Below are 19,853 nucleotides of genomic sequence, written 5' to 3'. Positions count from 1 at the left end.
GCCAGTACCATTACCGCTCTCTTTTTCCGGCAGGAGCGGTTTCATGATTGCGGGCAGTATGGTGGCACTGGTCACACCCATGGATGCACAAGGGCGTCTAGACTGGGACAGCCTCAGCAAACTCGTGGACTTCCATCTCAAGAACGGCACCCATGCCATTGTCGCGGTCGGTACAACCGGCGAGTCGGCAACCCTTGATGTAGAAGAACACATTGCCGTCATCAAAGCCGTGGTCAAACAGGTGGCAGGTCGCATTCCGGTCATCGCCGGCACCGGCGCCAATTCGACCCGTGAAGCCGTCGAGCTGACCCGCAACGCCAAGGCGGCCGGCGCCGATGCCTGCCTGCTGGTAGTCCCGTACTACAACAAGCCGACCCAGGAAGGCCTGTACCAGCACTTCAAACACATTGCCGAAGCGGTCGACATCCCGCAGATCCTCTACAACGTCCCTGGCCGCACTTCCTGCGACATGCAGGCCGAGACCGTGATCCGACTGTCCACTGTGCCGAACATCATCGGTATCAAGGAAGCCACCGGCGACCTGAAGCGTGCCAAAGCTATCCTCGACGGCGTGAGCAAAGACTTCATCGTGCTGTCCGGCGATGATCCGACCGCCGTCGAGCTGATCCTGCTGGGCGGCAAAGGCAACATCTCCGTCACCGCCAACGTCGCTCCGCGCGAAATGGCCGACCTGTGCGAGGCCGCGCTCAAGGGCGACGCCGAGACCGCACGGGCCATCAACGAAAAACTGATGCCGCTGCACAAGGACCTGTTCATCGAAGCCAACCCGATTCCGGTGAAATGGGCTTTGGTCGAAATGGGCCTGATGCACGAAGGCATCCGCCTGCCGCTGACCTGGCTGAGCGCTCCTTGTCATGAAACGTTGCGCTCGGCCCTGCGCCAGTGCAGCGTCCTGGTTTAATTGAGGAAGTACAACGCATGAAGCGAATGGCCGGACTTTCCGCACTTGCCTTGATTATCTCCAGCACCAGTGGCTGCGGATGGATCTGGGGCCCGGAAGGTTATTTCCGTGACCGTGGTAGCGACTACCTGGAAGCGAAACAGACTGCACCGATGCAACTGCCAGAAGGTGTCAGCACCTCCAAGCGCCTGGATCCGCTGCTGCCGATCCCGCGTAACGTAGCCGACGACACCGCCACCGGCGAATATGTGGTACCGCGTCCTCAACCGCTGTCGGCGATCGCTGACGCCAGCGACTACTCGCTGCAGAAGAGCGGTGATTCGCGCTGGGTCATGGGCCAGCATCCACCGGCCGAAGTCTGGCCAGTGGCTGTGCAGTTCTTCCAGGACAACGGTTTCCGTCTGGATGAACAGCGTCCGCAAACCGGCGAATTCACCACCACCTGGCAGCATTCCGACGAACTGTCCGCCGCCATGGCCAAGCGCCTGAGTGCCGCCGGCGTCGCCGCCGACAGCGAAACCCGCGTGCGGGTACGCATCGAGCCGGGCGTGCAGCGCAATACCAGTGAAATCTACGTGGTCAGCGCCGAGCGTCCTGCGGGCAGCACCGCCAATGTCGATTTCACCAACCGTTCGGTCAACACTGGTCTGGACGCTGCCTTGGTCGACGACATGCTCGCGAGCATGAGCCGTACTTCCGAGAAGGGTGGTTCGGTGTCGATGCTGGCTTCGCGTGATTTTGATACTCCTAGCCGTGTCAGCCTCAGCGAAGACGGCAGCGGCAACCCGGTATTGAACGTCGGTTCGGATCTGGACCGTGCCTGGTCGAGCGTCGGTCGTGCGCTGGAGCAAGGTCAGTGGCGCGTTGAAGACATCAACCGCAGCCTGGGCCTGTACTACATCAACCTGGCCGAAAAGGCCGAGAAGAAAGACGAGAAGCCTGGTTTCTTCAGCAGCCTGTTCGGCAGTGCGCCGACCAAGGAAGAAGTTGAAGCCCGTGCCGAGCGTTATCAGGTTCGCCTGAGCAAGGTTGGCGACAACGTTCAGGTCACCGTCGAGAAAAACATCAACACCGTTGCCCCGGCCGATGTGGCCCGCAAAGTGTTGAGCGTGATTCAGGACAACCTGGGCTGATCCAATGCGTTTTGCCGTTCTCGGCAGCGGTAGCCAAGGGAACGGCACGCTGATCGCCAGTGCTGATACGTATGTGCTGGTGGATTGTGGTTTTTCCCTGCGGGAAACCGAAAAACGCCTGTTGCGCCTGGGTGTGAACCCGGCGCAACTGAGCGCGATACTCGTGACCCACGAACATGCCGACCACGTGCATGGCGTGGGTTTGCTGTCTCGGCGCTACAATCTGCCGGTCTACCTCAGTCGCGGCACACTGCGCGGGATGCGCAAACCGATTGAACCCGCAGGCTTCGTGGCCGGCGGCGAGCAACTGCAGATCGGTGCACTGAACATCGGGGTCATTGCCGTGGCCCATGATGCGCAGGAGCCGACCCAGTATGTGTTCAGCGACGGTGAGCGGCGCTTCGGCCTGTTGACCGATCTGGGTTCATACTGCGAGCGGGTGCTGGACGGTTATCGGGACCTCGATGCGTTGATGATCGAGTCCAATCATTGTCGCGACATGCTGGCCCGTGGTCATTACCCGTACTTTCTCAAGCAACGGGTGGGCGGCGAGCTGGGACATTTGAACAACCATCAGGCGGCATTCCTGGTGGCCGAGTTGGGCTGGCAAGGCCTGCAACACCTGGTCCTGGCCCATCTGAGCAGCAAGAACAACCTGCCGCAGCTGGCCCGGCAATGTTTTGTCGACACCCTCGGGTGCGACCCGGACTGGCTGCAACTGGCCGATCAAGATTCAGGGCTCGACTGGCGCCACATCGCCTAGCCCATCTACTTAGCAAGCGGAGCCCATCATGGAAAAACGTGAAGAACTCTACCGCGGCAAAGCCAAATCGGTTTACAAGACCGACGACGCTGACCGCTTGATCCTGCTGTTTCGCAACGACACTTCGGCGTTCGACGGCAAGCGCATCGAGCAGCTCGACCGCAAAGGCATGGTGAACAACAAGTTCAACGCCTTCATCATGCAGAAGCTCGAAGCGGCCGGCATTCCGACCCAATTCGACAAGCTGCTGGGCGACAACGAATGCCTGGTGAAGAAGCTGGACATGATCCCGGTCGAGTGCGTCGTGCGTAACTACGCCGCCGGCAGCCTGGTCAAGCGCCTGGGCGTCGAGGAGGGCATGAAGCTCAACCCTTACACCTTCGAACTGTTCCTGAAGGACGACGCCAAGGGCGACCCGTTCATCAACGAATCCCACGTCGTGGCATTCGGCTGGGGCACCGCCGAGCAACTGGCGCGCATGAAAGAACTGTCGCTCAAGGTCAACGAAGTCCTGAGCAAGCTGTTCGACGACGCTGGCCTCCTGCTGGTGGACTTCAAGCTTGAATTCGGCGTGTTCAGCGACGGCTCTATCGTCCTGGGCGACGAGTTCAGCCCGGACGGCTGCCGTCTGTGGGACAAGGACACCAAGAAGAAGATGGACAAGGACCGCTTCCGTCAGGGCCTCGGTGACGTCATCGAAGCCTACGAAGAAGTCGCCAACCGTCTGGGCGTACCGCTTTAATCGACGCAAGCATCTGATAGCACGGAAAAAATTTCGTTTAGGGGTTTCCCATTCAACGAAAGTGTTGTTATGATGCGCGCCGTTGGAGAGATGCCAGAGTGGCCGAATGGGACGGATTCGAAATCCGTTGTACCTTCACCGGTACCTAGGGTTCGAATCCCTATCTCTCCGCCATACATGGAAAAAGCCCCGTAGCTGAGAAGCTACGGGGTTTTTTCGTTTCTGATCAGGCAACCCTGCACCCACGTACGGAGCGCAATGCTCCAACGTATCCAGGCCGCTCACATTCCGCATTAACTGACTAAACTCCTGCATTCCAGGTCCTGGGCCGCCAGCCATCCGGCGGTCCCCCCTTCAATGCATGAGGTTCGGTCATGGCAAAGGGAAAGAAGAAAGACTCGCCAAAAGACACCCCCGCAGATCGTCCGAAGCTGTCGAGCAAAGACTATCTGGCCGAGTTGCGTCGACTGCACGTTGAACTCGTCAAACTTCAGGAGTGGGTGAGGGCCGAGGGCATCAAGGTTTGTGTGATTTTCGAGGGGCGTGACGGGGCGGGGAAGGGGGGGACGATCAAGGCGCTCACTGATCGGGTCAGCCCGCGGGTCTTTCGGGTGGTTGCATTACCGGCCCCGAGCGAGCGTGAGAAGAGCCAGATGTATCTGCAGCGTTACCTGCCTTATCTGCCGGCAGCCGGTGAGGTGGTGATCTTCGATCGCAGTTGGTACAACCGCGCCGGTGTCGAGCGGGTGATGGGGTTCTGTACCGAGGATCAGGTCGAAAAATTTCTCAAGACAGTGCCTCTGGTGGAGCATGCCATCGTCGATTCCGGGGTGATTCTGCTCAAGTACTGGTTGAACGTCAGTCAGGAAGAACAGACGCGCCGGCTGGAGGAACGTATCAAGGACGGTCGAAAGATCTGGAAACTGTCTCCCATGGATCTCAAGTCGTACAGCCGCTGGTATGACTATTCGCGGGCGCGTGACGACATGATCAAGGCAACCGATACCGAATATGCGCCATGGCTGGTGGCCGATTCGAACGACAAACGGCGAGCGCGCCTGAACATCATCTCCGATCTCCTCAGCCGCATTCCGTACAAGAGTGTCTCGCGCGAGAAGGTTGAGTTACCCAAGCGGCAGAAGCCCGGGGGCTACAAGGAGTCGGATTATCCCTTCCGGCACATCCCCGAAAAATTCTGAAGACAGGTGTCCGCGTCAGTATCGCAAAGGCCCCGCAGATGAAAATCCGTGGGGCTTTTTCGTTTCTGCAGGGTTGTCAGCCAGCCCTCAAATCTCCTTGACCGGCGTATCCCCCTGCACACCCTTGATCAACTCGATCACGTGCAGACAATCCGCCTTGTTCACATACGACTCTCCACTGGCAACCGTCTCATGGTTTCCCGCCCGCAGGCGCCAGCGCCATTGGCCCTTGCCGGTGCTTGGGGTGCCCTTGGATTGCCTGTAAATCTCGAAATACATTCAGTTCGCTCCATGCGATGGGATATTGCGACAACCTGTTTGGCGCATGGTCGCAAGCCTAGCGGAGCCTTGTCATTTGGCTATCGGGGATGTGTTTCCAATCGTTGGCTAATGTTTCTGCGACATGCGGGGCAGAGCGTCGGGATCGGCCTTTTGATTGGCGAGTACGTCCTTTTTTCACCCTTGCATGACCTTCAGTGGTGCTGCTTAATACGGTGCGGCTCATGGCGTCGAATTTCGTTCGGCGACCGACAAACACTATAAGAAAAGAGCACTCCATTGACCCATTCGCACGGAACGCAACACGCGGGCCCGGTGACCTTGTCGCTGGTGGTGCCCGTATTCAATGAAGAGGACAGCCTCGACGGCTTTCTCCTGCGCATTCGTCAGGTGTTCGAGCGAGAGGAACAGATCCGCCTCGAACTGGTGTTCGTCAACGACGGCAGCACCGATACGACGCTGGAACGGCTGCTGCACTGCCAACAGAACGATGCGCGCATCCGTATCGTCGATCTGAGCCGCAACTTCGGCAAGGAGGCAGCGCTTTCCGCCGGTTTGCAGATTGCCACCGGGCAGATCGTGGTGCCGATCGATGTCGATCTGCAGGATCCGCCCGAGGTCATTCTGCAAATGATCGAGCGTTGGCGTGAAGGTTATGAAGTGGTGCTGGGGCATCGCCTCAGTCGTCGCAGCGATTCCTGGGCAAAACAGACGTCTGCCAGTTGGTTCTACCGCCTGCACAACAAAATCGCCGATCAGACATTGCCGGAAAACGTCGGCGATTTTCGGCTGATGGATCGCTGCGTGGTGGACGCGCTGCTGACGCTGCCGGAGTCGCGGCGCTTCATGAAAGGCCTGTTTGCCTGGGTCGGGTTTCGCACCACCCAGGTCGAATACGAGCGCCCGGAGCGGGCGGCGGGGCACAGCAAGTTCAATGGCTGGCGGCTGTGGAATTTCGCGCTCGAAGGCATCACCAGTTTCAGCACCGAGCCATTGCGGATCTGGACGTACCTGGGGGCGCTGGTGTCCCTGGTGTCGTTTGCTTTTGCCATGTTCATCGTGGTCCGCACGCTGATGCACGGCGTCGATTTGCCCGGCTACGCATCGCTGATGGTCGCCGTGACATTCCTCGGCGGCTTGCAATTGATCGGCATCGGCGTGCTGGGTGAATACCTGGGCCGCACTTATATCGAAGCGAAGCGCCGGCCGGTTTTCCTGGTGCGCCGCATTTACGAATCCAAGGACTGAAGCATGGATCTCAAGGAAACCGACATCCTCGGCGACAGCATCGGCGAGCATTGGTATTACTGCTCCAAAGCAGCGGCGACCCGCCGATTGCTGGGGGAAGCACCCATCAAGCGGATTCTCGATGTGGGTGCCGGTTCAGGGTTCTTTTCCCATCATTTATTGACCCACACGGCGGCGCGTGAGGCGTGGTGCGTGGACATCAGCTATCCGGCCGACTCCAGCGCCACCACCGCCGGCAAACCGGTGTATTACCGCCGCTCGATCGATACCGTGGACGCTGATCTGGTGCTGCTGATGGATGTGCTGGAGCACGTCGATGATGATCTCGGGCTGCTCAAATCCTACGTCGACAAAGTGCCGTCCGGCAGTCGGTTCCTGATGACAGTGCCGGCGTTTCAGTTCATGTGGAGCGGGCACGATGACTTCCTCGAACACAAACGCCGTTACACCCTCGGGCAATTCGAAACCCTGATCCAAAAGGCCGGATTGACGGTCGAGCGGGGCGCCTACTATTTCGGAGCAGTGTTCCCGATTGCCGTTGCGTCGCGCCTGATGCCCGGTGGTCCACGCGGTTCGGCACCTCGTTCGCAACTGAAAAAACATCACCCGCTGGTCAATACGCTGCTGAAAACCCTGTGCAGCCTCGAACTGCCCTTGATGGGCATGAACCGCCTCGCCGGCTTGAGTGTCTTCGTGCTGGCGCGCAAACCATGATGGCAACGCAACGGTCCGCACTGATCCAACGTGGTTTGCGCTTTGCCGTGACAGGGTTGTTTGTCACGGCCCTGCATGCGCTGGTGGCGGTGTTGTTCATCAACTTCGTGAGCCCTCAACCTCCGCTGGCCAACGGTGTGGCATTTGTCGTGGCGACGGTGGTGTCCTACGTGATCAATACCACTTGGAGTTTTTCCGCAAGGTTGCATGGCAAGACCCTGCTGCGCTTCCTGATGGTCTCGGCGGGAGGATTCGTGTTGGCGATGTTCGTGGCCTGGGCTGCCCAGGTGGCCGGTCTGCACTATCTGCTGGGCATCGTGGCCGTCGCGTTGACCATTCCGGCATTCACTTTTGTACTGCACAACTTCTGGACGTATCGATGAAGGATTCGGCAAAGCGCCTGGCTGTCACTCTGTTGCCGTTGATCATCGGCATTCTGGCCTTTTTCATCGTGGTCGGGCCCCGTGCGCTCAATCCGCAAAACATTGCCTGGCTGGGGCAGGGGGATCCTGCAACCCATTACCTGGGGTGGGTGTTCTTTCGCCAATCGCCCTGGACCTTTCCGCTGGGTCTGAACCCGACCTATGGGCTGGAGTTGGGCAATGGCCTGATCTTCTCCGACTCCAATCCGTTGTTGGCGCTCCTCTTCAAGCCTTTTGCCGGGCTGTTGCCTGAAACGTTCCAGTATTTCGGGCTATGGTTTCTCGGCTGTTTCATGCTGCAGTCCTGGTTCGCCTGGAAACTGTTGGGGCTGATCACGCCAAACGTGACCTTGCGCGCATTGGGCGCTGCGCTGTTTCTGTTTGCACCGCCGATGATCATGCGTATTCCGGTGCATCTGTCGCTGGCCGGGCACTTCGTGATCCTGGCGGCGCTGTACCTGGCGCTACGCCCGGGAGATGAGCGCCGGCGTCTGGCCTGGGGTGCGTTGCTGGGATGTACCGCGCTGATTCACGCCTATTTGCTGGCGATGGTGGCGCTTATCTGGCTGGCGGATCTTGCTGCCCGTGTCTTCAAAAGCAAATTGACCCTGCGCAACGCGGCGGTCGAGCTGGTTATGCTGTTTGCTCTGGTCAGTTTCTGTTGCTGGCAAGCCGGTTATTTTTCAGTAAGCGGATCTGACACGGCAGCCGATGGTTTTGGTATGTACCGTGCCAATGTCCTGACCCTGTTCAATGCCAATGGCTGGTCCTACGTACTGAAAGATCTCTCGAGTGCGGTGGGGGATCTGGAAGGTTTCAACTATCTGGGGCTCGGGCTCGTGCTGTTGGCCATTTGCGGTCTGACAGGCTGGCTGCAAGGGCAGACCGGATTGGGTCTGCGTTTGCGTCGGTATGCATTTTTGCTGGTCGCCTTGTTCGGGCTGATGATGTTCTCGGTCTCCAACAACATTGCGCTGGGATCGTTGACCTTTTCCTACCCGCTGCCGGAAAAAATCATCGCGATCGCCAGTGTTTTTCGGGCGTCAGGGCGAATGTTCTGGCCGGTTTACTATGCCACCATTCTGCTCATCCTCTTTCTGGTGATTCGAGCCAACAAGGTGCGCACGGCAGGTTGCCTCCTGGCGTTGACACTCGTGGTTCAGGTGACCGACACGCGTAGCGGATGGGCTGTCGGGCGCAAGCAGTTGATGGCGGAGCCGGCCGCTCAATGGGCCACGCCTTTTGTTGATCCGTTCTGGCAAAGTGCGGCTGCACATTATCCAAAGGTCCGCTGGATCTTCCCGCAAAACTATTCTGCGCAATGGTTCAATATCGCTGCTTTTGCGGCACGTCATGGGTTGTCGACGGATGCGATTTACCTCGGGCGAATCGGCAGCGATCAGTGGCGTCGCCTGGATGAGCATACGTCCGAAATGTTGAATTCAGGAAAGTACGAGGCCGATTCGCTGTACTTGCTCAGTGACCAGGCGCTGTTGCGAGCGGTGACGAGCATTGATTCCCGAACCGACCTGCTGACCCGAATCGACGGCTTCACGGTGCTGGCGCCAGGCTGGAAACAGTGTGGCAAATGTCTGCAAGCGTCTGTTGAAAAGGCACCGCAACAACTGATTCCTGAAATACCGTCCGGTCAGAAGACGCCGTTCGGCTTCGGTGCTGCCGGCTACGGGTTTCTGGCGCGTGGCTGGTCGGTGCCGGAACCTTGGGGCGTCTGGTCCAGTGGCCCTGAAGCTGAACTCGTGTTCCGGATCCCGGAGTCGGCTCGCTCCTTGCGGCTTGAGACTACCGCGTTCCTCGCACCGTCCCATGCCCGGCAGGGGGTTGTGGTCAAGCTCAATGGCCTGGAAGCATTGAGCACCACGCTGGACAAACCCGATGGCAACACACTCGAATTGACGTTGACCCCGGTAATCCGTCAACGCATCAGGGAAGAGGGGCTGCTGCGGCTGCAGCTGCAGTTCGCCGACGCCATCAGCCCTCAAGAACTGGGAATGAGCAAGGATCCCCGGCAACTGGCCATGGGGTTGAAGACGCTGACCGTCAACTGATCCATGGGCGCATAGACGATAGCGACGGGGCTTTCTACACTGCCCGCAATCTGGGGATGGGGGGCGATGGATGAACCGCAATGAACTTCGCAAGGCCGACATCAACCTGATGGTGGTGTTCGAAACCTTGATGCTCGAACGCAACGTGACCCGGGTCGCCGAGAAACTGTTTCTCGGCCAGCCAACCATCAGTTCGGCGCTCAATCGCCTGCGCACCATGCTCAACGATCCGCTGTTCATCCGCGTCGGTCACCGCATGGAGCCGACGGCCCGCGCCGAAGACATCTATCGCCATCTGAAACCCGCACTGGACTCGTTGTCGGTGGCGCTGAGCCTGACCCGTGATTTCGATCCCGCCGTCAGCACCATGACCTTTCGCATCGGTCTGTCGGACGATGTCGAATTCGGTCTGCTGCCGCCGCTGTTACGCGCCTTGCGCCAGGAGGCACCGAACGTGGTGTTCGTGGTCCAGCATGTCGATTACTGGCGTATTCCCGACCTGCTGGCCGCCGGCGACATCACTGTTGGCATCAGCCAGACCCGTGGTCTGCCGGCCAACGCCAAACGCAAATTGCTGCGGCATATCCAGCCGAGCATCCTGCGCGCCGACAAGTCCGCCACACCGCTGACCCTCGATGAATATTGCGCAAGGCCCCATGTGCTGGTTTCCCATACGGCCAATGTCAGTGGCTACGCCGATGAGTGGCTGGCGGACATCGGTCGCACCCGTCAGGTGGTGCTGTCGGTGCCGCAGTACAGTTCGTTGCCGGCGCTGCTGGCCGGCACCGACCTGATCGCCAGCCTGCCGGATTACACCGCCGAAGCCATGGCGGCCTCGGGCCTGCTGTTCAAGGAACCGTTCCCGTTCAAGACCCCGACGCTCGACCTGTCGATGGTCTGGCTCAGCCATGTCGACAGCGACCCGGCCGAGCGCTGGCTGCGTTCGCGGCTGGAGCAGTTCATGAGTGAGCGACCGCACACGCCGTTCTGACTTGCCGACCCGTTGTCCGGCTGCTTTGCTGAGTACACCTGAACTCGGCGGAGCTCCTCCCATGAGCATTACCCGTGGTTTGCTGCGTGGGCGCGGCAGTCTCGACAGCGGCAAGGTCGGCATGGTCGAGCTGTTTTTCGATCTGGTGTTCGTGTTTGCCGTGACTCAGCTGTCCCACACGTTGCTTGCGAACTTGTCGATTCAAGGCGCGGTGCACGTGGCGCTGCTGATGGTCGCGGTGTGGTGGGTATGGATCTTCACGTCCTGGATCACCAACTGGCTCGACCCGGAAAAACTGCCGGTGCGCCTCGGGTTGTTCGGCCTGATGATCGCCGGTTTGCTGCTCTCTTCCTCGATCCCCAAGGCATTCACCGAGCGCGGTCTGATGTTCGCGGCTGCGTTCGTGTTCATGCAGGTCGGGCGCACACTGTTCGCGATCTGGGCGGTACGCGGCGAGTCATTGAACATGACGCGCAACTTCCAGCGCATCCTCGCGTGGCTGACGTTGTCCGGGGTGTTCTGGATCGCCGGGGCGTTTGTCGAAGGCGAACAGCGGCTGTTCTGCTGGGGGCTGGCGCTGCTGATCGAACTGATTTCGCCGTCGCTGTATTTCTGGGTGCCGGGGCTGGGGCGCTCGTCGCTGAGCGACTGGAATGTCGAAGGCAACCACATGGCCGAGCGTTGTGCGCTGTTTGTGATCATCGCGCTGGGTGAATCGTTGCTGGTGACCGGCGCCACTTTCGCCGAGCTGACGCCGGGCCGCGATGGATTGCTCGCCTTTCTGGTGGCGGTGCTGGGCAGCATCGCCATGTGGTGGGTGTACTTCGACAGCGGTGCGGAGCGCGCGCATCATCGCATCGCCCACTCCACCGACCCCGGGCGTCAGGCGCGAATTGCCTACACCTATCTGCATGTACTGATCGTCGCGGGCGTGATCGTCAGCGCAGTGGCCGACGAACTGGTGCTGGTTCATCCGGATCACGCCAGCGACGCCGGCATCATCGTGATCGTTGCCGGACCTTGGTTGTTCCTGCTCGGTAATGCACTGTTCAAATGGGTCATGGCTGACCGACCGTTTCCACCGCTGTCGCATGTGGTCGGGCTGATTGCACTCACGCTGCTGTTGCCGCTGGCATTGAATCACTGGTTTTCCGCGTTGGCGCTGGGGGCGTTGACCACGGCAGCCGTGGTGCTGGTGGCGATCTGGGAAACCCTGGCACTGCGTCGGGCGTTACCCGCTCCAGGGGCGGAAAAAGCCGCAGGAGAGTAGGGCTGTGCTGTGTTATATGTACGACCTTTCTGCCGAATGACTGGAGTCCCCCGATGCCACACCTGCACATGGAATACACCGCCAACCTGCCGCAACTGAACGCCGATGTGGCGTTGATCCGGCTCAACAACACCCTGGTGGGTTCCGGTCAGTTCATGGCAGAGGCCGATATCAAGAGCCGTGCGCTCAAAGTGGAAACCTTCAAGGTCGGCACTGCCATGAGCGAGCGGGCCTTTGTGGCAGTGAGGCTGGCGCTGCTCAGCGGTCGTTCCCCGGAGATCAAGAAGCAACTCTCGCAAAGCCTGCTGGCGGTGTTGCAGGACCTGTGCGAATGGCCGGCCGGTGTCGAAGTGCAGTTGAGTGTGGAACTGCTCGATATCGACCGCGAGTCCTACAGCAAAGTAGCCATCGGCGTTTAGGAATCAAGCCGCTTCCAGCTCTGCGCAGGTCTTGATGACCTGCTCGCGCAGCCAGAGGTTGGCGCTATCCTGATCGACGTTGTGGCTCCACTGCATGTCGAGGGTGAACCCCGGCAAGCCGTTCGGTGCTTCGCAGTGATTGAACACCGCGTCATTGGTCAGCAAACGCTGGATCCGCCGGGGCAGGGTGAGGATGAAATCGGTGCCGGTGATCATCTTCAAGGCTGCGCTGTAGCTGTTGGAGCGGGCGACAATCTGGCGCTTCTGCGCCTGACGCGCCAGCCAGCCATCGACCATGTTGGTGGTGGATGTCCAGGGCGTCGGGAACACATGCCGGCGTTCGGTGAAAGCTTGCAGGCTGAGGCGCGGCTCCAGCGGCGTTGCGCGTTTGTCGAAGACGCAGACCAGATCATCCTCCAGCAGCATCCGGGATTTCAGATCGGTATGGCTGCGATGGAAATTGGGGCCGAAGCAGACCACCAGGTCGAGGCTGCCATCGCGCAGTTCTTCAGCCGGCACGTCGGTTTCGAACTTGTGCATGTTGACCATCACCGGCAGATCGTCGAAGTCGAAACGCTTCAACAGTCGCGGCAGGATCAGTTGCTCGAAGTATTCCGGTGCGCAGATGTTGAAGGTCACCGGTTGCGCCATCGGATCAAAGGTCGGGGCGCCGGCGTGGCACAGGTTGATGCTCTCGAGGATCTTCTGTACATGGCCATACATGCTGCTGGCCTTGTAGGTCGGGCGCATGCCGGTGCGGGTGTTGACGAACAATTCGTCTTCGAAACTGGTACGCAGTTTTTTCAGGCAGTAACTGACGGTGGACTGACTGACAAACAGCGCCTCCGACACATCGGTGACGCTGCTTTGCTCATACACGGCCACAAACACCATGAGATCCTGCATGTCGAGCTTTCTAAGCAAGTTACTGTTCAGCATCCGTTCTGTCTCGCTGTGCTCCTTGCGCTGAATCCGCGCAAACGTGTGCGCATGATCGTAACGGAACGATGGTGCCAGGAGAAAGCCCTGTAGGATTTTTCACGGACAGTTGTGGGACAGAAAGTTTTAGTAATACGACGTGCCGAATCAAACCTGGCAAAGATGGCCAGAAGCCTTTAGCTAGAGGGGTGAGTCCGTGCACAACGGCCGATCAGCGAAAATGCCGGGCGTAATGCCGAGGGTCGAAGCGCAGCATGATCAGCAACATCACGCCCATCACCGCCGTCAGTGACCACCAGGCCCATTCGAAGCTGCCCAGTTGGTCGCGGATCATCCCGGCCAGCAGCGGCGAAAGGCCTGCAATCAGATAGCCGATGCCTTGCACGAAGGCCGTCAGACCGCCGGCTCGCTGCGGATTGTCGAGGTGGTCGAGAGAGACGATCAGGCTCATCGGGAACAACCCGCCAATCCCCAGACCCAACAGGCACGGCCAAAGCAGGCTCAGATGTTGCGGGCTGAGAATCAAGCCGCAGAAACCGCCAATGATCAGCACCAGCAGGGCACCCAACACCAAGCGTCGGTCACGGCTGCGATTGGCGATAGCGGGAACCACCAGGCCGGAAATCACCTCCATGGCTGTCAGAAAACCCAACAGCAGACCGGCATTCTGTTCACTCCAGCCGTTTTCCACGTAGTACGGCGCGAGCCACGCCAGTACGCAGGTGTAGGACGCTGTCCCGAGACCGAAGAAGATTGCGAGTAGCCAGGCGCGGGAATGGGTGAAGAAGGTTTCTTTCTTTGCCTTGGTGGCTTTGACTGGCGCTGTGTCGTTGCCTTGCAACAACCAGAACAGCAGCGCGAGCAGCGCCAATACTGCCCAGATCGCCAGACCTGCCCGCCAACTGTCGGTATAGAGCATCACCCGTGGCGCAAAGGAGGCGGCCAGTGCGGCACCGCCCATGATCGAGGTGACATACAGACCCATGCACAGCGACACGTTGTCGGCAAAACGCGACTTGATCAGTGCTGGCATCAACGCCTGAATCAGCGCGATGCCGATCCCGGCAAGCACGGCGCTGACGATCAGTTGCGCCGCCGAGTCGAGAAACAGCCGCGACAGCGTTGCCAGCCCGATGATCAGCAACGACAGCACCACCGTGCGCCGCTCGCCCAGACGCTGGCTGATGCCGATCCCGAAAAACATCGCCAGCCCCATGGCCATCACCGGCAGCATGGTCAGCAGCGAGGCGAGGCTGAAACTCAACGGGATATCGCCGCGAATCGCCGACAGCAAAGGCCCGACGGCGGCCATTGAGGGGCGCAGATTAAGGGCGACAAGGACGATACCGAGCATCAGCCAGACAGCGGGGCGGGCAGTGGCGCGAACGTTTTCCATCTTCAGACCTTTGAATCAGAGGCTGTCGATTAGGCGGGTGTGGTGCGGGGGCCGGCAAATCAGAAAATCCCGAGGGGTATTTAAAAAGTCGATACACCTCCGAGCCCTCTGCCAGTGCGAGCTGTAATTTTTACTGAATCACGCCTGACACCTTTTCAGATTTCATGGTTATTTCATGAGCCAACTAATCGTTGGCGTCTTTTTCACAAAATATTGATGGTTTTCTGCGTAGAGTTTTTGTCGCCTTAGTCAATGAAATTTTCACAATTGGCGAAGGCGCTTCTTTTCAGGAAATCGCCTCTTCATCATGTTCAAGTTAAAAGCCGTGCGCCCGGAATGGGTGACGTTGTTTGCCAGCGCCTTTCTTTTGGCCGGATTCAATTTCGTACTCTGGGAACACCTCTTCGAGATCACCACTGCCGATGGCAAGGGCATCGCCATGCGCATTGCGTTCGGGGTGATGATCTTTGCGGCGTACAACATCGTACTGACGTTTCTGACCTTCCGCCGGGTATTGAAACCGGTGTTGACGGCGCTGTTTCTGATCAGTGCCGGCGTGGCTTATTTCATGAGCCAGTATGGCGTGATGATAGACGCCGGCATGTTTCGCAACTTCGCTGAAACCAATGCCACGGAAGTTCGTGATCTACTGTCGTTGAAGTTGTTCGCTTATATAGTGTTCCTGGGTGTCTTGCCGTCCTGGTTGTTGTGGAAGTTGCCCGTCAACTATCGTCGCTGGCACCGAGAGTTATTAAGCAAAGTTGTGGTGTGTGCAGCATCGGTCGCCGTCATTGGCGGTGTGGCGCTGGCCAACTATCAGGGCCTGTCCTCGCTGTTTCGCAACCACCATGAATTGCGCCTGATGCTGGTGCCGAGCAATTACATCGGCGCGTCGGCCGGCTATTTGCGTGAACAAGTGGTTTCCGCCCAGCAACCGTTCATCAAGATCGGCGAAGACGCCCAGCGCAGCCCTGCGCTGCAAAACCGTCCGCGCAAGTCGCTGACCGTGCTGGTGGTGGGCGAAAGTGCCCGGGCGGAGAACTTCGGCATCCTCGGTTACGCCCGTGACACAACGCCGAAACTGGACAAGGAAGCCGGTTTGATCGCGTTCACCGATGTGCATTCCTGCGGCACTGAAACGGCCGTGTCGGTGCCGTGCATGTTCTCAAACATGGGCCGCAAGGATTACGACGCGAGCAAGGCGAAGAATGAAGAAGGGCTGCTGGACGTGCTCAAGCGTGCCGGCATCGATGTGATCTGGCGCGACAACCAGTCGGGCTGCAAAGGCACCTGCGATCGCGTCACCCTGCAGGATGTCAGCAACCTGAAAGATCCGGCGCTGTGCGCCAACAGCGAGTGCCGCGACGAAATCCTCCTGCAAGGGTTGCAGAACTTCATCGAACACCTGGACAAGGACACCGTGTTGGTCCTGCACCAGATGGGCAGCCACGGCCCGGAATACTTCAAGCGTTATCCCAAGGAATACGAACACTTCACGCCGGTGTGTGAAAGCAACGCGCTGAACAATTGCAGCCGCGAAAGCATCGTCAATGGTTACGACAACACGCTGGTGTACACCGACCATGTGCTGTCGAGCCTGATCGATGTCTTGCGCAGCAATCAGGACAAGGTCGATACCGCCATGTTGTACCTCTCCGATCACGGCGAGTCGCTGGGCGAGTACAACCTGTTCCTGCACGGCACACCGTACATGCTGGCGCCGGAGCAACAGAAACATGTGGCGATGCTGGCCTGGTTCTCCGACAGCTATCAGAAGGCCTACTCGGTCGACACCCATTGCCTGCAATTGAGCCGCGACAAACCGTTGAGCCAGGACAATCTGTTCCATTCGATGCTCGGTTTGCTGGAAGTGCAGAGCAAGGTCTATCAGCACGATCTGGACCTGTTCGCCGGCTGCCGTGGTGCGGTCATTGACGGGGTGCTGGCCAAGGACTGAGTCTGCGGAATCTTTCTGTAAGACTATTCTTGCTCTCAAGCAGGAGATTTCATCAAAGCACTTGCCCTGCGGAGGCGCGGAAAGCGCCGGTGGCGATATATACTGCGCGCCATTCTTGAAGGGAGAGCCGTGTGGCCATCGATATTCACTGGATTCGCGACAACGATAGCCTCGCGCAGTTTTGCGCCGAGTGGCAGCAGCTGCCTTTCGTTGCCCTCGACACCGAATTCATGCGGGTCGACACCTTCTACCCGATTGCCGGCCTGTTGCAGGTCGGCGACGGTAAACGAGCCTATCTGATCGACCCGCTGACCATTGACGCCTGGCAACCGCTGGCTGCGTTGCTGGAGAACCCGGCGGTGCTCAAGGTCCTGCACGCGTGCAGCGAGGACCTCGAAGTCCTGCTGCGCCTGACCGGCAGCCTGCCGGCGCCGCTGTTCGATACACAACTGGCCGCTGCCTACCTGAACCTCGGGTTCTCGATGGGCTATTCGCGTCTGGTGCAGGAAGTGCTCGGCATCGAACTGCCGAAGGGCGAAACCCGTTCCGACTGGTTGCAGCGTCCGTTGTCCGACACGCAAATCAGCTATGCCGCCGAAGACGCCGTGCATCTGGCGGAGGTATTCGTACAACTGCGTCCGAAACTGTCTGACGACAAATACGCCTGGGTGCTGGAGGACGGCGCTGAACTGGTCGCCAACCTGCGCCGCGAGACCGACCCGTACGAGGTGTATCGCGAGGCCAAACTGGCGTGGAAACTGTCCCGCGCCCAACTGGCCGTGCTGCGCGAACTGTGCGCCTGGCGTGAGCGCGAAGCCCGTGCCCGCGATCTGCCGCGCAACCGCATCGTCCGTGAGCATTCACTGTGGCCACTGGCTCGCACGCAACCGGACAACCTCAGCGCGCTGGGCAAGATCGAAGACATGCACCCGCGTACCGTGCGTCAGGACGGCGAGTTTCTGCTTGATCTGATCAAGCGCTCTGGCAGTGTGGGGCCTGATCAATGGCCGCCAGCCGTGCCGGAGCCGCTGCCGATCGAAGCCGCCGCGCTGATCAAGCAACTGCGCGCCCTGGGCCAGGCCGAGGCTGAACGCCTGGGCATCGCGCCGGAACTGATGCTGCGCAAGAAAACCCTCGAAGCGCTGGTCAAAAGCGGCTTCCCCGAGGGGCCTTACCAATTGCCTGATTCGCTGCGTGGCTGGCGCCGCGAATTGATGGGCCAGAAGCTGCTCGACAGCCTGGCCACCGCCGGAGAACAGCCTTGAAACGTATTTGCTCGATTTACCAAAGTTCGAAACGCAGCGGCATGTACCTCTACGTGCTCAAGAGCGATGCGCTGGAGCGTGTGCCGGAAGCCTTGATGCTGGCGTTCGGCAAGGCCAAGCACTCCTTCGACCTGGTGCTGACTCCCGAGCGCAAGCTGGCCAGCGAAGACATCGTCGTTGTGCTGGAAAACCTCGACAAGCAGGGTTACCACCTGCAAATGCCGCCGGCCGAGGACGAGTACATCGAACACCTGCCCGAAGAGTTGCTGCGACGCAACGACCCGGTCTGACCTGCGAGGCCCTGTCCTGGGCCTCCTGTAATCCCTGGAACTGTTTTTACGGCGACGACCGCCACGAAGTGGGCGGTCGTCTGCACGATTTGCGAAAGGTTTGAACATGCGCGTTCTGATTGCTGAACACGACCACGCGGTATACGCCCGACTGTTGCGTCAGGCAGCCCCGGAGCTTGAAGTGCTGACCAGCGGCGACTCCGCCGAACTGGCTCGCCAGGCGGTCGATTGCCCGGTGTGGCTGGGGCAGCCGGATCTGTTGGCGACGCTGCTGCGTCAGGGGCATCAGCCCCAATGGCTGCAATCGACCTGGGCTGGTATCACGCCGCTGCTGGCTGACGGCCTGCGCCGGGATTACCGCTTGACCCGGGCGGTCGGCATTTTCGGTCAGGTGATGGCCGAGTACGTGCTGACCTACATGCTCGGTCACGAGCGCGAAGTGCTGGCCCGGCTGGTCAGCCAGGTCGAGCGCAAATGGGACAACCGCACCGGTCAGAGTCTGGTCGGGCGCAAGGTGCTGATTGTCGGCACCGGTGACATCGGCCAGAGCGTGGCGCAGTTCCTGCTGCCGTTCGGCGTCGAGTTGTACGGCATCGCCAGCAGCGCTCGCGAACAGGCGCCGTTTGTCGAAGTCGGATCGATGGCGGATCTGCCACGGCTGGTGGGCGAGGTGGATTACGTGGTCAATCTGCTGCCCAACACCGAGCACACCCACGACATCTACGACGCAGCGCTGTTCAAGCAATTCAAGCCGACCGGATTGTTCATCAACGCCGGGCGCGGTGTGGCCGTCGTCGATGCGGATCTGGTCGAAGCATTGAAGGAAGGGCACCTGGCGGGCGCGGTGATCGACGTTTGCCGTCAGGAACCGCTGCCGCAACGTCATCCGTTCTGGACCGCTTGGGGCTTGCTGCTGACCGGGCACAGTTCGGCCCCGACATCGCCGCCGATGATGGTGCAGTTGTTTCTGGATAACTTGCGGGCGTATCAGGCGGGAGAGGCGTTGCGTGGGGAAGTGGATTTCGCACGCGGTTACTGATTCACCGCAGTAAAAAATGTGGGAGCGGGCTTGCTCGCGAAAGCGGTTTATCAGTCAGCCAAGACGTCGACTGGTAAGCCCTCTTCGCGAGCAAGCCCGCTCCCACATTTCATTATGCGCCATGGCTTAAAGGGTGAAGTCGCCTTCAGCCGCCAGTTCGCTCAGCGGACGACGCGGGCTCGGTGTTTCCCGCGCTTGCAGGTAATCCGCCAAGGTTGCCTTGTCACCCAGCTTGCCCACCGCAACGGCGGCATGCAGCGCATAACCTTGCGGAATGTTCAGCTCCTTGCGGGTCAGCTCCTGATCGAAGCCGGCCATGCCGTGGGTGTGCCAGCCGCTCAGGCTCGCTTGCAGCGCCAGATGGCCCCAGGCGGAACCGGTGTCGAAGGTGTGCCACAGCGCCGGGGATTCTTCGGTTGCACCCGGTGCGGTGAAGGTGGTTTTCGAAATCACGATCACCAGGGCCGAGGCGTGCTGCGCCCAGCTGCGATTGAATTCGTTGAGCAGGCCCAGGTAACGCTCCCAGTTTGGCGTGTCGCGACGGGCGTAGAGAAAACGCCACGGCTGCGAGTTGTACGCCGATGGCGCCCAGCGCGCTGCTTCGAAAAAGCTCAGCAGGGTTTCCTCGGAAATCGCTTCGCCGGTGAAGGCGCGGGGCGACCAGCGATCGGTGAACTGCGGGTGAATGGCGTATTCGGCAACGCGAGGGTTGGCACTCATCGAGAGATTCCTTGCTACGTTTGAGGATAGGTTTGAAGCAAAACCCGGCGGGATCAGTTGGGCTGAACGATGGGGGCTG

General features: G+C 59.6%; 20 protein-coding genes and 1 tRNA gene. 17 read left to right on the top strand and 4 right to left on the bottom strand.

What is annotated here, in order from left to right:
* Positions 1-43: 43 nt before the first annotated feature.
* The 6 genes from dapA (at position 44) to ppk2 (ending at position 4,759) form a co-directional block, all read left to right on the top strand.
* The gene (gene dapA, locus ACW9HX_RS05890) at positions 44-922 is read left to right on the top strand and encodes a 4-hydroxy-tetrahydrodipicolinate synthase (RefSeq protein WP_096819406.1); all 879 of its coding nucleotides are present in this window, start codon (positions 44-46) and stop codon (positions 920-922) included.
* Between the two features lie 17 nt (positions 923-939).
* On the top strand, positions 940-2,055 hold the full coding sequence (gene bamC / locus ACW9HX_RS05885) for an outer membrane protein assembly factor BamC (protein ID WP_085730009.1): 1,116 nt from the start codon (positions 940-942) through the stop codon (positions 2,053-2,055).
* Between the two features lie 4 nt (positions 2,056-2,059).
* Complete coding sequence (locus ACW9HX_RS05880; protein WP_457379841.1) at positions 2,060-2,818, top strand: MBL fold metallo-hydrolase; 759 nt, start codon at positions 2,060-2,062, stop codon at positions 2,816-2,818.
* A gap of 28 nt (positions 2,819-2,846) precedes the next feature.
* The gene (gene purC / locus ACW9HX_RS05875; protein WP_007963288.1) at positions 2,847-3,560 is read left to right on the top strand and encodes a phosphoribosylaminoimidazolesuccinocarboxamide synthase; all 714 of its coding nucleotides are present in this window, start codon (positions 2,847-2,849) and stop codon (positions 3,558-3,560) included.
* Positions 3,561-3,644: 84 nt separating this feature from the next.
* Positions 3,645-3,734 (top strand) — tRNA-Ser (locus tag ACW9HX_RS05870).
* A gap of 200 nt (positions 3,735-3,934) precedes the next feature.
* Positions 3,935-4,759, top strand: coding sequence for a polyphosphate kinase 2 (gene ppk2 / locus ACW9HX_RS05865; protein WP_457379840.1), 825 nt, complete (start codon positions 3,935-3,937; stop codon positions 4,757-4,759).
* Positions 4,760-4,846: 87 nt separating this feature from the next.
* On the opposite strand, the gene ACW9HX_RS05860 is transcribed toward ppk2, so the two are convergent.
* A complete protein-coding gene (locus ACW9HX_RS05860) occupies positions 4,847-5,038 on the bottom strand; it encodes a YegP family protein (RefSeq protein WP_064383113.1) in 192 nt (63 codons plus the stop codon).
* Between the two features lie 279 nt (positions 5,039-5,317).
* On the opposite strand from ACW9HX_RS05860, the gene ACW9HX_RS05855 reads away from it, so the two are divergent.
* The 7 genes from ACW9HX_RS05855 to ACW9HX_RS05825 all read left to right on the top strand — a co-directional run bounded on the left by ACW9HX_RS05855 (position 5,318) and on the right by ACW9HX_RS05825 (position 12,168).
* A complete protein-coding gene (locus ACW9HX_RS05855; RefSeq protein WP_457379839.1) occupies positions 5,318-6,286 on the top strand; it encodes a glycosyltransferase family 2 protein in 969 nt (322 codons plus the stop codon).
* A gap of 3 nt (positions 6,287-6,289) precedes the next feature.
* Positions 6,290-7,000 (top strand): class I SAM-dependent methyltransferase, encoded by a 711-nt coding sequence (locus ACW9HX_RS05850; RefSeq protein ID WP_457379838.1) that lies wholly within the window; start codon positions 6,290-6,292, stop codon positions 6,998-7,000.
* The gene (locus ACW9HX_RS05845; RefSeq protein WP_457379837.1) at positions 6,997-7,383 is read left to right on the top strand and encodes a GtrA family protein; all 387 of its coding nucleotides are present in this window, start codon (positions 6,997-6,999) and stop codon (positions 7,381-7,383) included. Before ACW9HX_RS05850 ends, ACW9HX_RS05845 begins: the two co-directional genes overlap by 4 nt.
* Positions 7,380-9,488, top strand: coding sequence for a DUF6311 domain-containing protein (locus ACW9HX_RS05840; RefSeq protein ID WP_457379932.1), 2,109 nt, complete (start codon positions 7,380-7,382; stop codon positions 9,486-9,488). The genes ACW9HX_RS05845 and ACW9HX_RS05840 overlap by 4 nt, the downstream gene beginning before the upstream one ends.
* A 70-nt stretch (positions 9,489-9,558) precedes the next feature.
* On the top strand, positions 9,559-10,479 hold the full coding sequence (locus ACW9HX_RS05835) for a LysR family transcriptional regulator (protein ID WP_457379836.1): 921 nt from the start codon (positions 9,559-9,561) through the stop codon (positions 10,477-10,479).
* A 61-nt stretch (positions 10,480-10,540) separates the two neighbouring features.
* Positions 10,541-11,749: a low temperature requirement protein A gene (locus ACW9HX_RS05830; protein WP_457379835.1), complete on the top strand. Its 1,209-nt coding sequence runs from the start codon at positions 10,541-10,543 to the stop codon at positions 11,747-11,749.
* 53 nt (positions 11,750-11,802) lie between these two features.
* Positions 11,803-12,168, top strand: a complete 366-nt coding sequence (locus ACW9HX_RS05825) for a 5-carboxymethyl-2-hydroxymuconate Delta-isomerase (protein WP_457379834.1) — start codon at positions 11,803-11,805, stop codon at positions 12,166-12,168.
* 3 nt (positions 12,169-12,171) lie between these two features.
* On the opposite strand, the gene ACW9HX_RS05820 is transcribed toward ACW9HX_RS05825, so the two are convergent.
* Both ACW9HX_RS05820 and ACW9HX_RS05815 read right to left on the bottom strand, forming a co-directional pair.
* On the bottom strand, positions 12,172-13,107 hold the full coding sequence (locus ACW9HX_RS05820) for a LysR substrate-binding domain-containing protein (protein ID WP_457379833.1): 936 nt from the start codon (positions 13,105-13,107) through the stop codon (positions 12,172-12,174).
* Positions 13,108-13,318: 211 nt separating this feature from the next.
* A complete protein-coding gene (locus tag ACW9HX_RS05815) occupies positions 13,319-14,503 on the bottom strand; it encodes a cyanate transporter (RefSeq protein WP_457379832.1) in 1,185 nt (394 codons plus the stop codon).
* 307 nt (positions 14,504-14,810) lie between these two features.
* Here ACW9HX_RS05815 and ACW9HX_RS05810 point away from each other — a divergent pair, with 307 nt between their 5' ends.
* The 4 genes from ACW9HX_RS05810 (at position 14,811) to ACW9HX_RS05795 (ending at position 19,054) form a co-directional block, all read left to right on the top strand.
* Positions 14,811-16,460, top strand: a complete 1,650-nt coding sequence (locus tag ACW9HX_RS05810; RefSeq protein ID WP_457379831.1) for a phosphoethanolamine transferase — start codon at positions 14,811-14,813, stop codon at positions 16,458-16,460.
* Between the two features lie 131 nt (positions 16,461-16,591).
* Complete coding sequence (gene rnd, locus ACW9HX_RS05805; RefSeq protein ID WP_085710266.1) at positions 16,592-17,725, top strand: ribonuclease D; 1,134 nt, start codon at positions 16,592-16,594, stop codon at positions 17,723-17,725.
* Complete coding sequence (locus ACW9HX_RS05800; RefSeq protein WP_249484981.1) at positions 17,722-18,015, top strand: YcgL domain-containing protein; 294 nt, start codon at positions 17,722-17,724, stop codon at positions 18,013-18,015. The genes rnd and ACW9HX_RS05800 overlap by 4 nt, the downstream gene beginning before the upstream one ends.
* Before the next feature lie 106 nt (positions 18,016-18,121).
* The gene (locus ACW9HX_RS05795; protein WP_457379830.1) at positions 18,122-19,054 is read left to right on the top strand and encodes a D-2-hydroxyacid dehydrogenase; all 933 of its coding nucleotides are present in this window, start codon (positions 18,122-18,124) and stop codon (positions 19,052-19,054) included.
* A gap of 126 nt (positions 19,055-19,180) precedes the next feature.
* On the opposite strand, the gene ACW9HX_RS05790 is transcribed toward ACW9HX_RS05795, so the two are convergent.
* Positions 19,181-19,774, bottom strand: coding sequence for a nitroreductase family protein (locus ACW9HX_RS05790; protein ID WP_457379829.1), 594 nt, complete (start codon positions 19,772-19,774; stop codon positions 19,181-19,183).
* Positions 19,775-19,853: the final 79 nt, after the last annotated feature.

The sequence above is a fragment of the Pseudomonas sp. SDO52101_S400 genome, assembly GCF_054071635.1.
Note: the sequence above shows the minus strand (reverse complement) of the source record. Positions and strands in the feature narration are given on the sequence as shown.

What these genes read in the sequence shown, in the direction of transcription:
- dapA (WP_096819406.1), top strand. Translation starts at nt 44, where the DNA reads ATGATTGCGGGCAGTATGGTGGCACTGGTCACACCCATGGATGCACAA.
- bamC (WP_085730009.1), top strand. Translation starts at nt 940, where the DNA reads ATGAAGCGAATGGCCGGACTTTCCGCACTTGCCTTGATTATCTCCAGC.
- ACW9HX_RS05880 (WP_457379841.1), top strand. Translation starts at nt 2,060, where the DNA reads ATGCGTTTTGCCGTTCTCGGCAGCGGTAGCCAAGGGAACGGCACGCTG.
- purC (WP_007963288.1), top strand. Translation starts at nt 2,847, where the DNA reads ATGGAAAAACGTGAAGAACTCTACCGCGGCAAAGCCAAATCGGTTTAC.
- ppk2 (WP_457379840.1), top strand. Translation starts at nt 3,935, where the DNA reads ATGGCAAAGGGAAAGAAGAAAGACTCGCCAAAAGACACCCCCGCAGAT.
- ACW9HX_RS05860 (WP_064383113.1), bottom strand. Translation starts at nt 5,038, where the DNA reads ATGTATTTCGAGATTTACAGGCAATCCAAGGGCACCCCAAGCACCGGC.
- ACW9HX_RS05850 (WP_457379838.1), top strand. Translation starts at nt 6,290, where the DNA reads ATGGATCTCAAGGAAACCGACATCCTCGGCGACAGCATCGGCGAGCAT.
- ACW9HX_RS05845 (WP_457379837.1), top strand. Translation starts at nt 6,997, where the DNA reads ATGATGGCAACGCAACGGTCCGCACTGATCCAACGTGGTTTGCGCTTT.
- ACW9HX_RS05840 (WP_457379932.1), top strand. Translation starts at nt 7,380, where the DNA reads ATGAAGGATTCGGCAAAGCGCCTGGCTGTCACTCTGTTGCCGTTGATC.
- ACW9HX_RS05835 (WP_457379836.1), top strand. Translation starts at nt 9,559, where the DNA reads ATGAACCGCAATGAACTTCGCAAGGCCGACATCAACCTGATGGTGGTG.
- ACW9HX_RS05830 (WP_457379835.1), top strand. Translation starts at nt 10,541, where the DNA reads ATGAGCATTACCCGTGGTTTGCTGCGTGGGCGCGGCAGTCTCGACAGC.
- ACW9HX_RS05825 (WP_457379834.1), top strand. Translation starts at nt 11,803, where the DNA reads ATGCCACACCTGCACATGGAATACACCGCCAACCTGCCGCAACTGAAC.
- ACW9HX_RS05820 (WP_457379833.1), bottom strand. Translation starts at nt 13,107, where the DNA reads ATGCTGAACAGTAACTTGCTTAGAAAGCTCGACATGCAGGATCTCATG.
- ACW9HX_RS05815 (WP_457379832.1), bottom strand. Translation starts at nt 14,503, where the DNA reads ATGGAAAACGTTCGCGCCACTGCCCGCCCCGCTGTCTGGCTGATGCTC.
- ACW9HX_RS05810 (WP_457379831.1), top strand. Translation starts at nt 14,811, where the DNA reads ATGTTCAAGTTAAAAGCCGTGCGCCCGGAATGGGTGACGTTGTTTGCC.
- ACW9HX_RS05795 (WP_457379830.1), top strand. Translation starts at nt 18,122, where the DNA reads ATGCGCGTTCTGATTGCTGAACACGACCACGCGGTATACGCCCGACTG.
- ACW9HX_RS05790 (WP_457379829.1), bottom strand. Translation starts at nt 19,774, where the DNA reads ATGAGTGCCAACCCTCGCGTTGCCGAATACGCCATTCACCCGCAGTTC.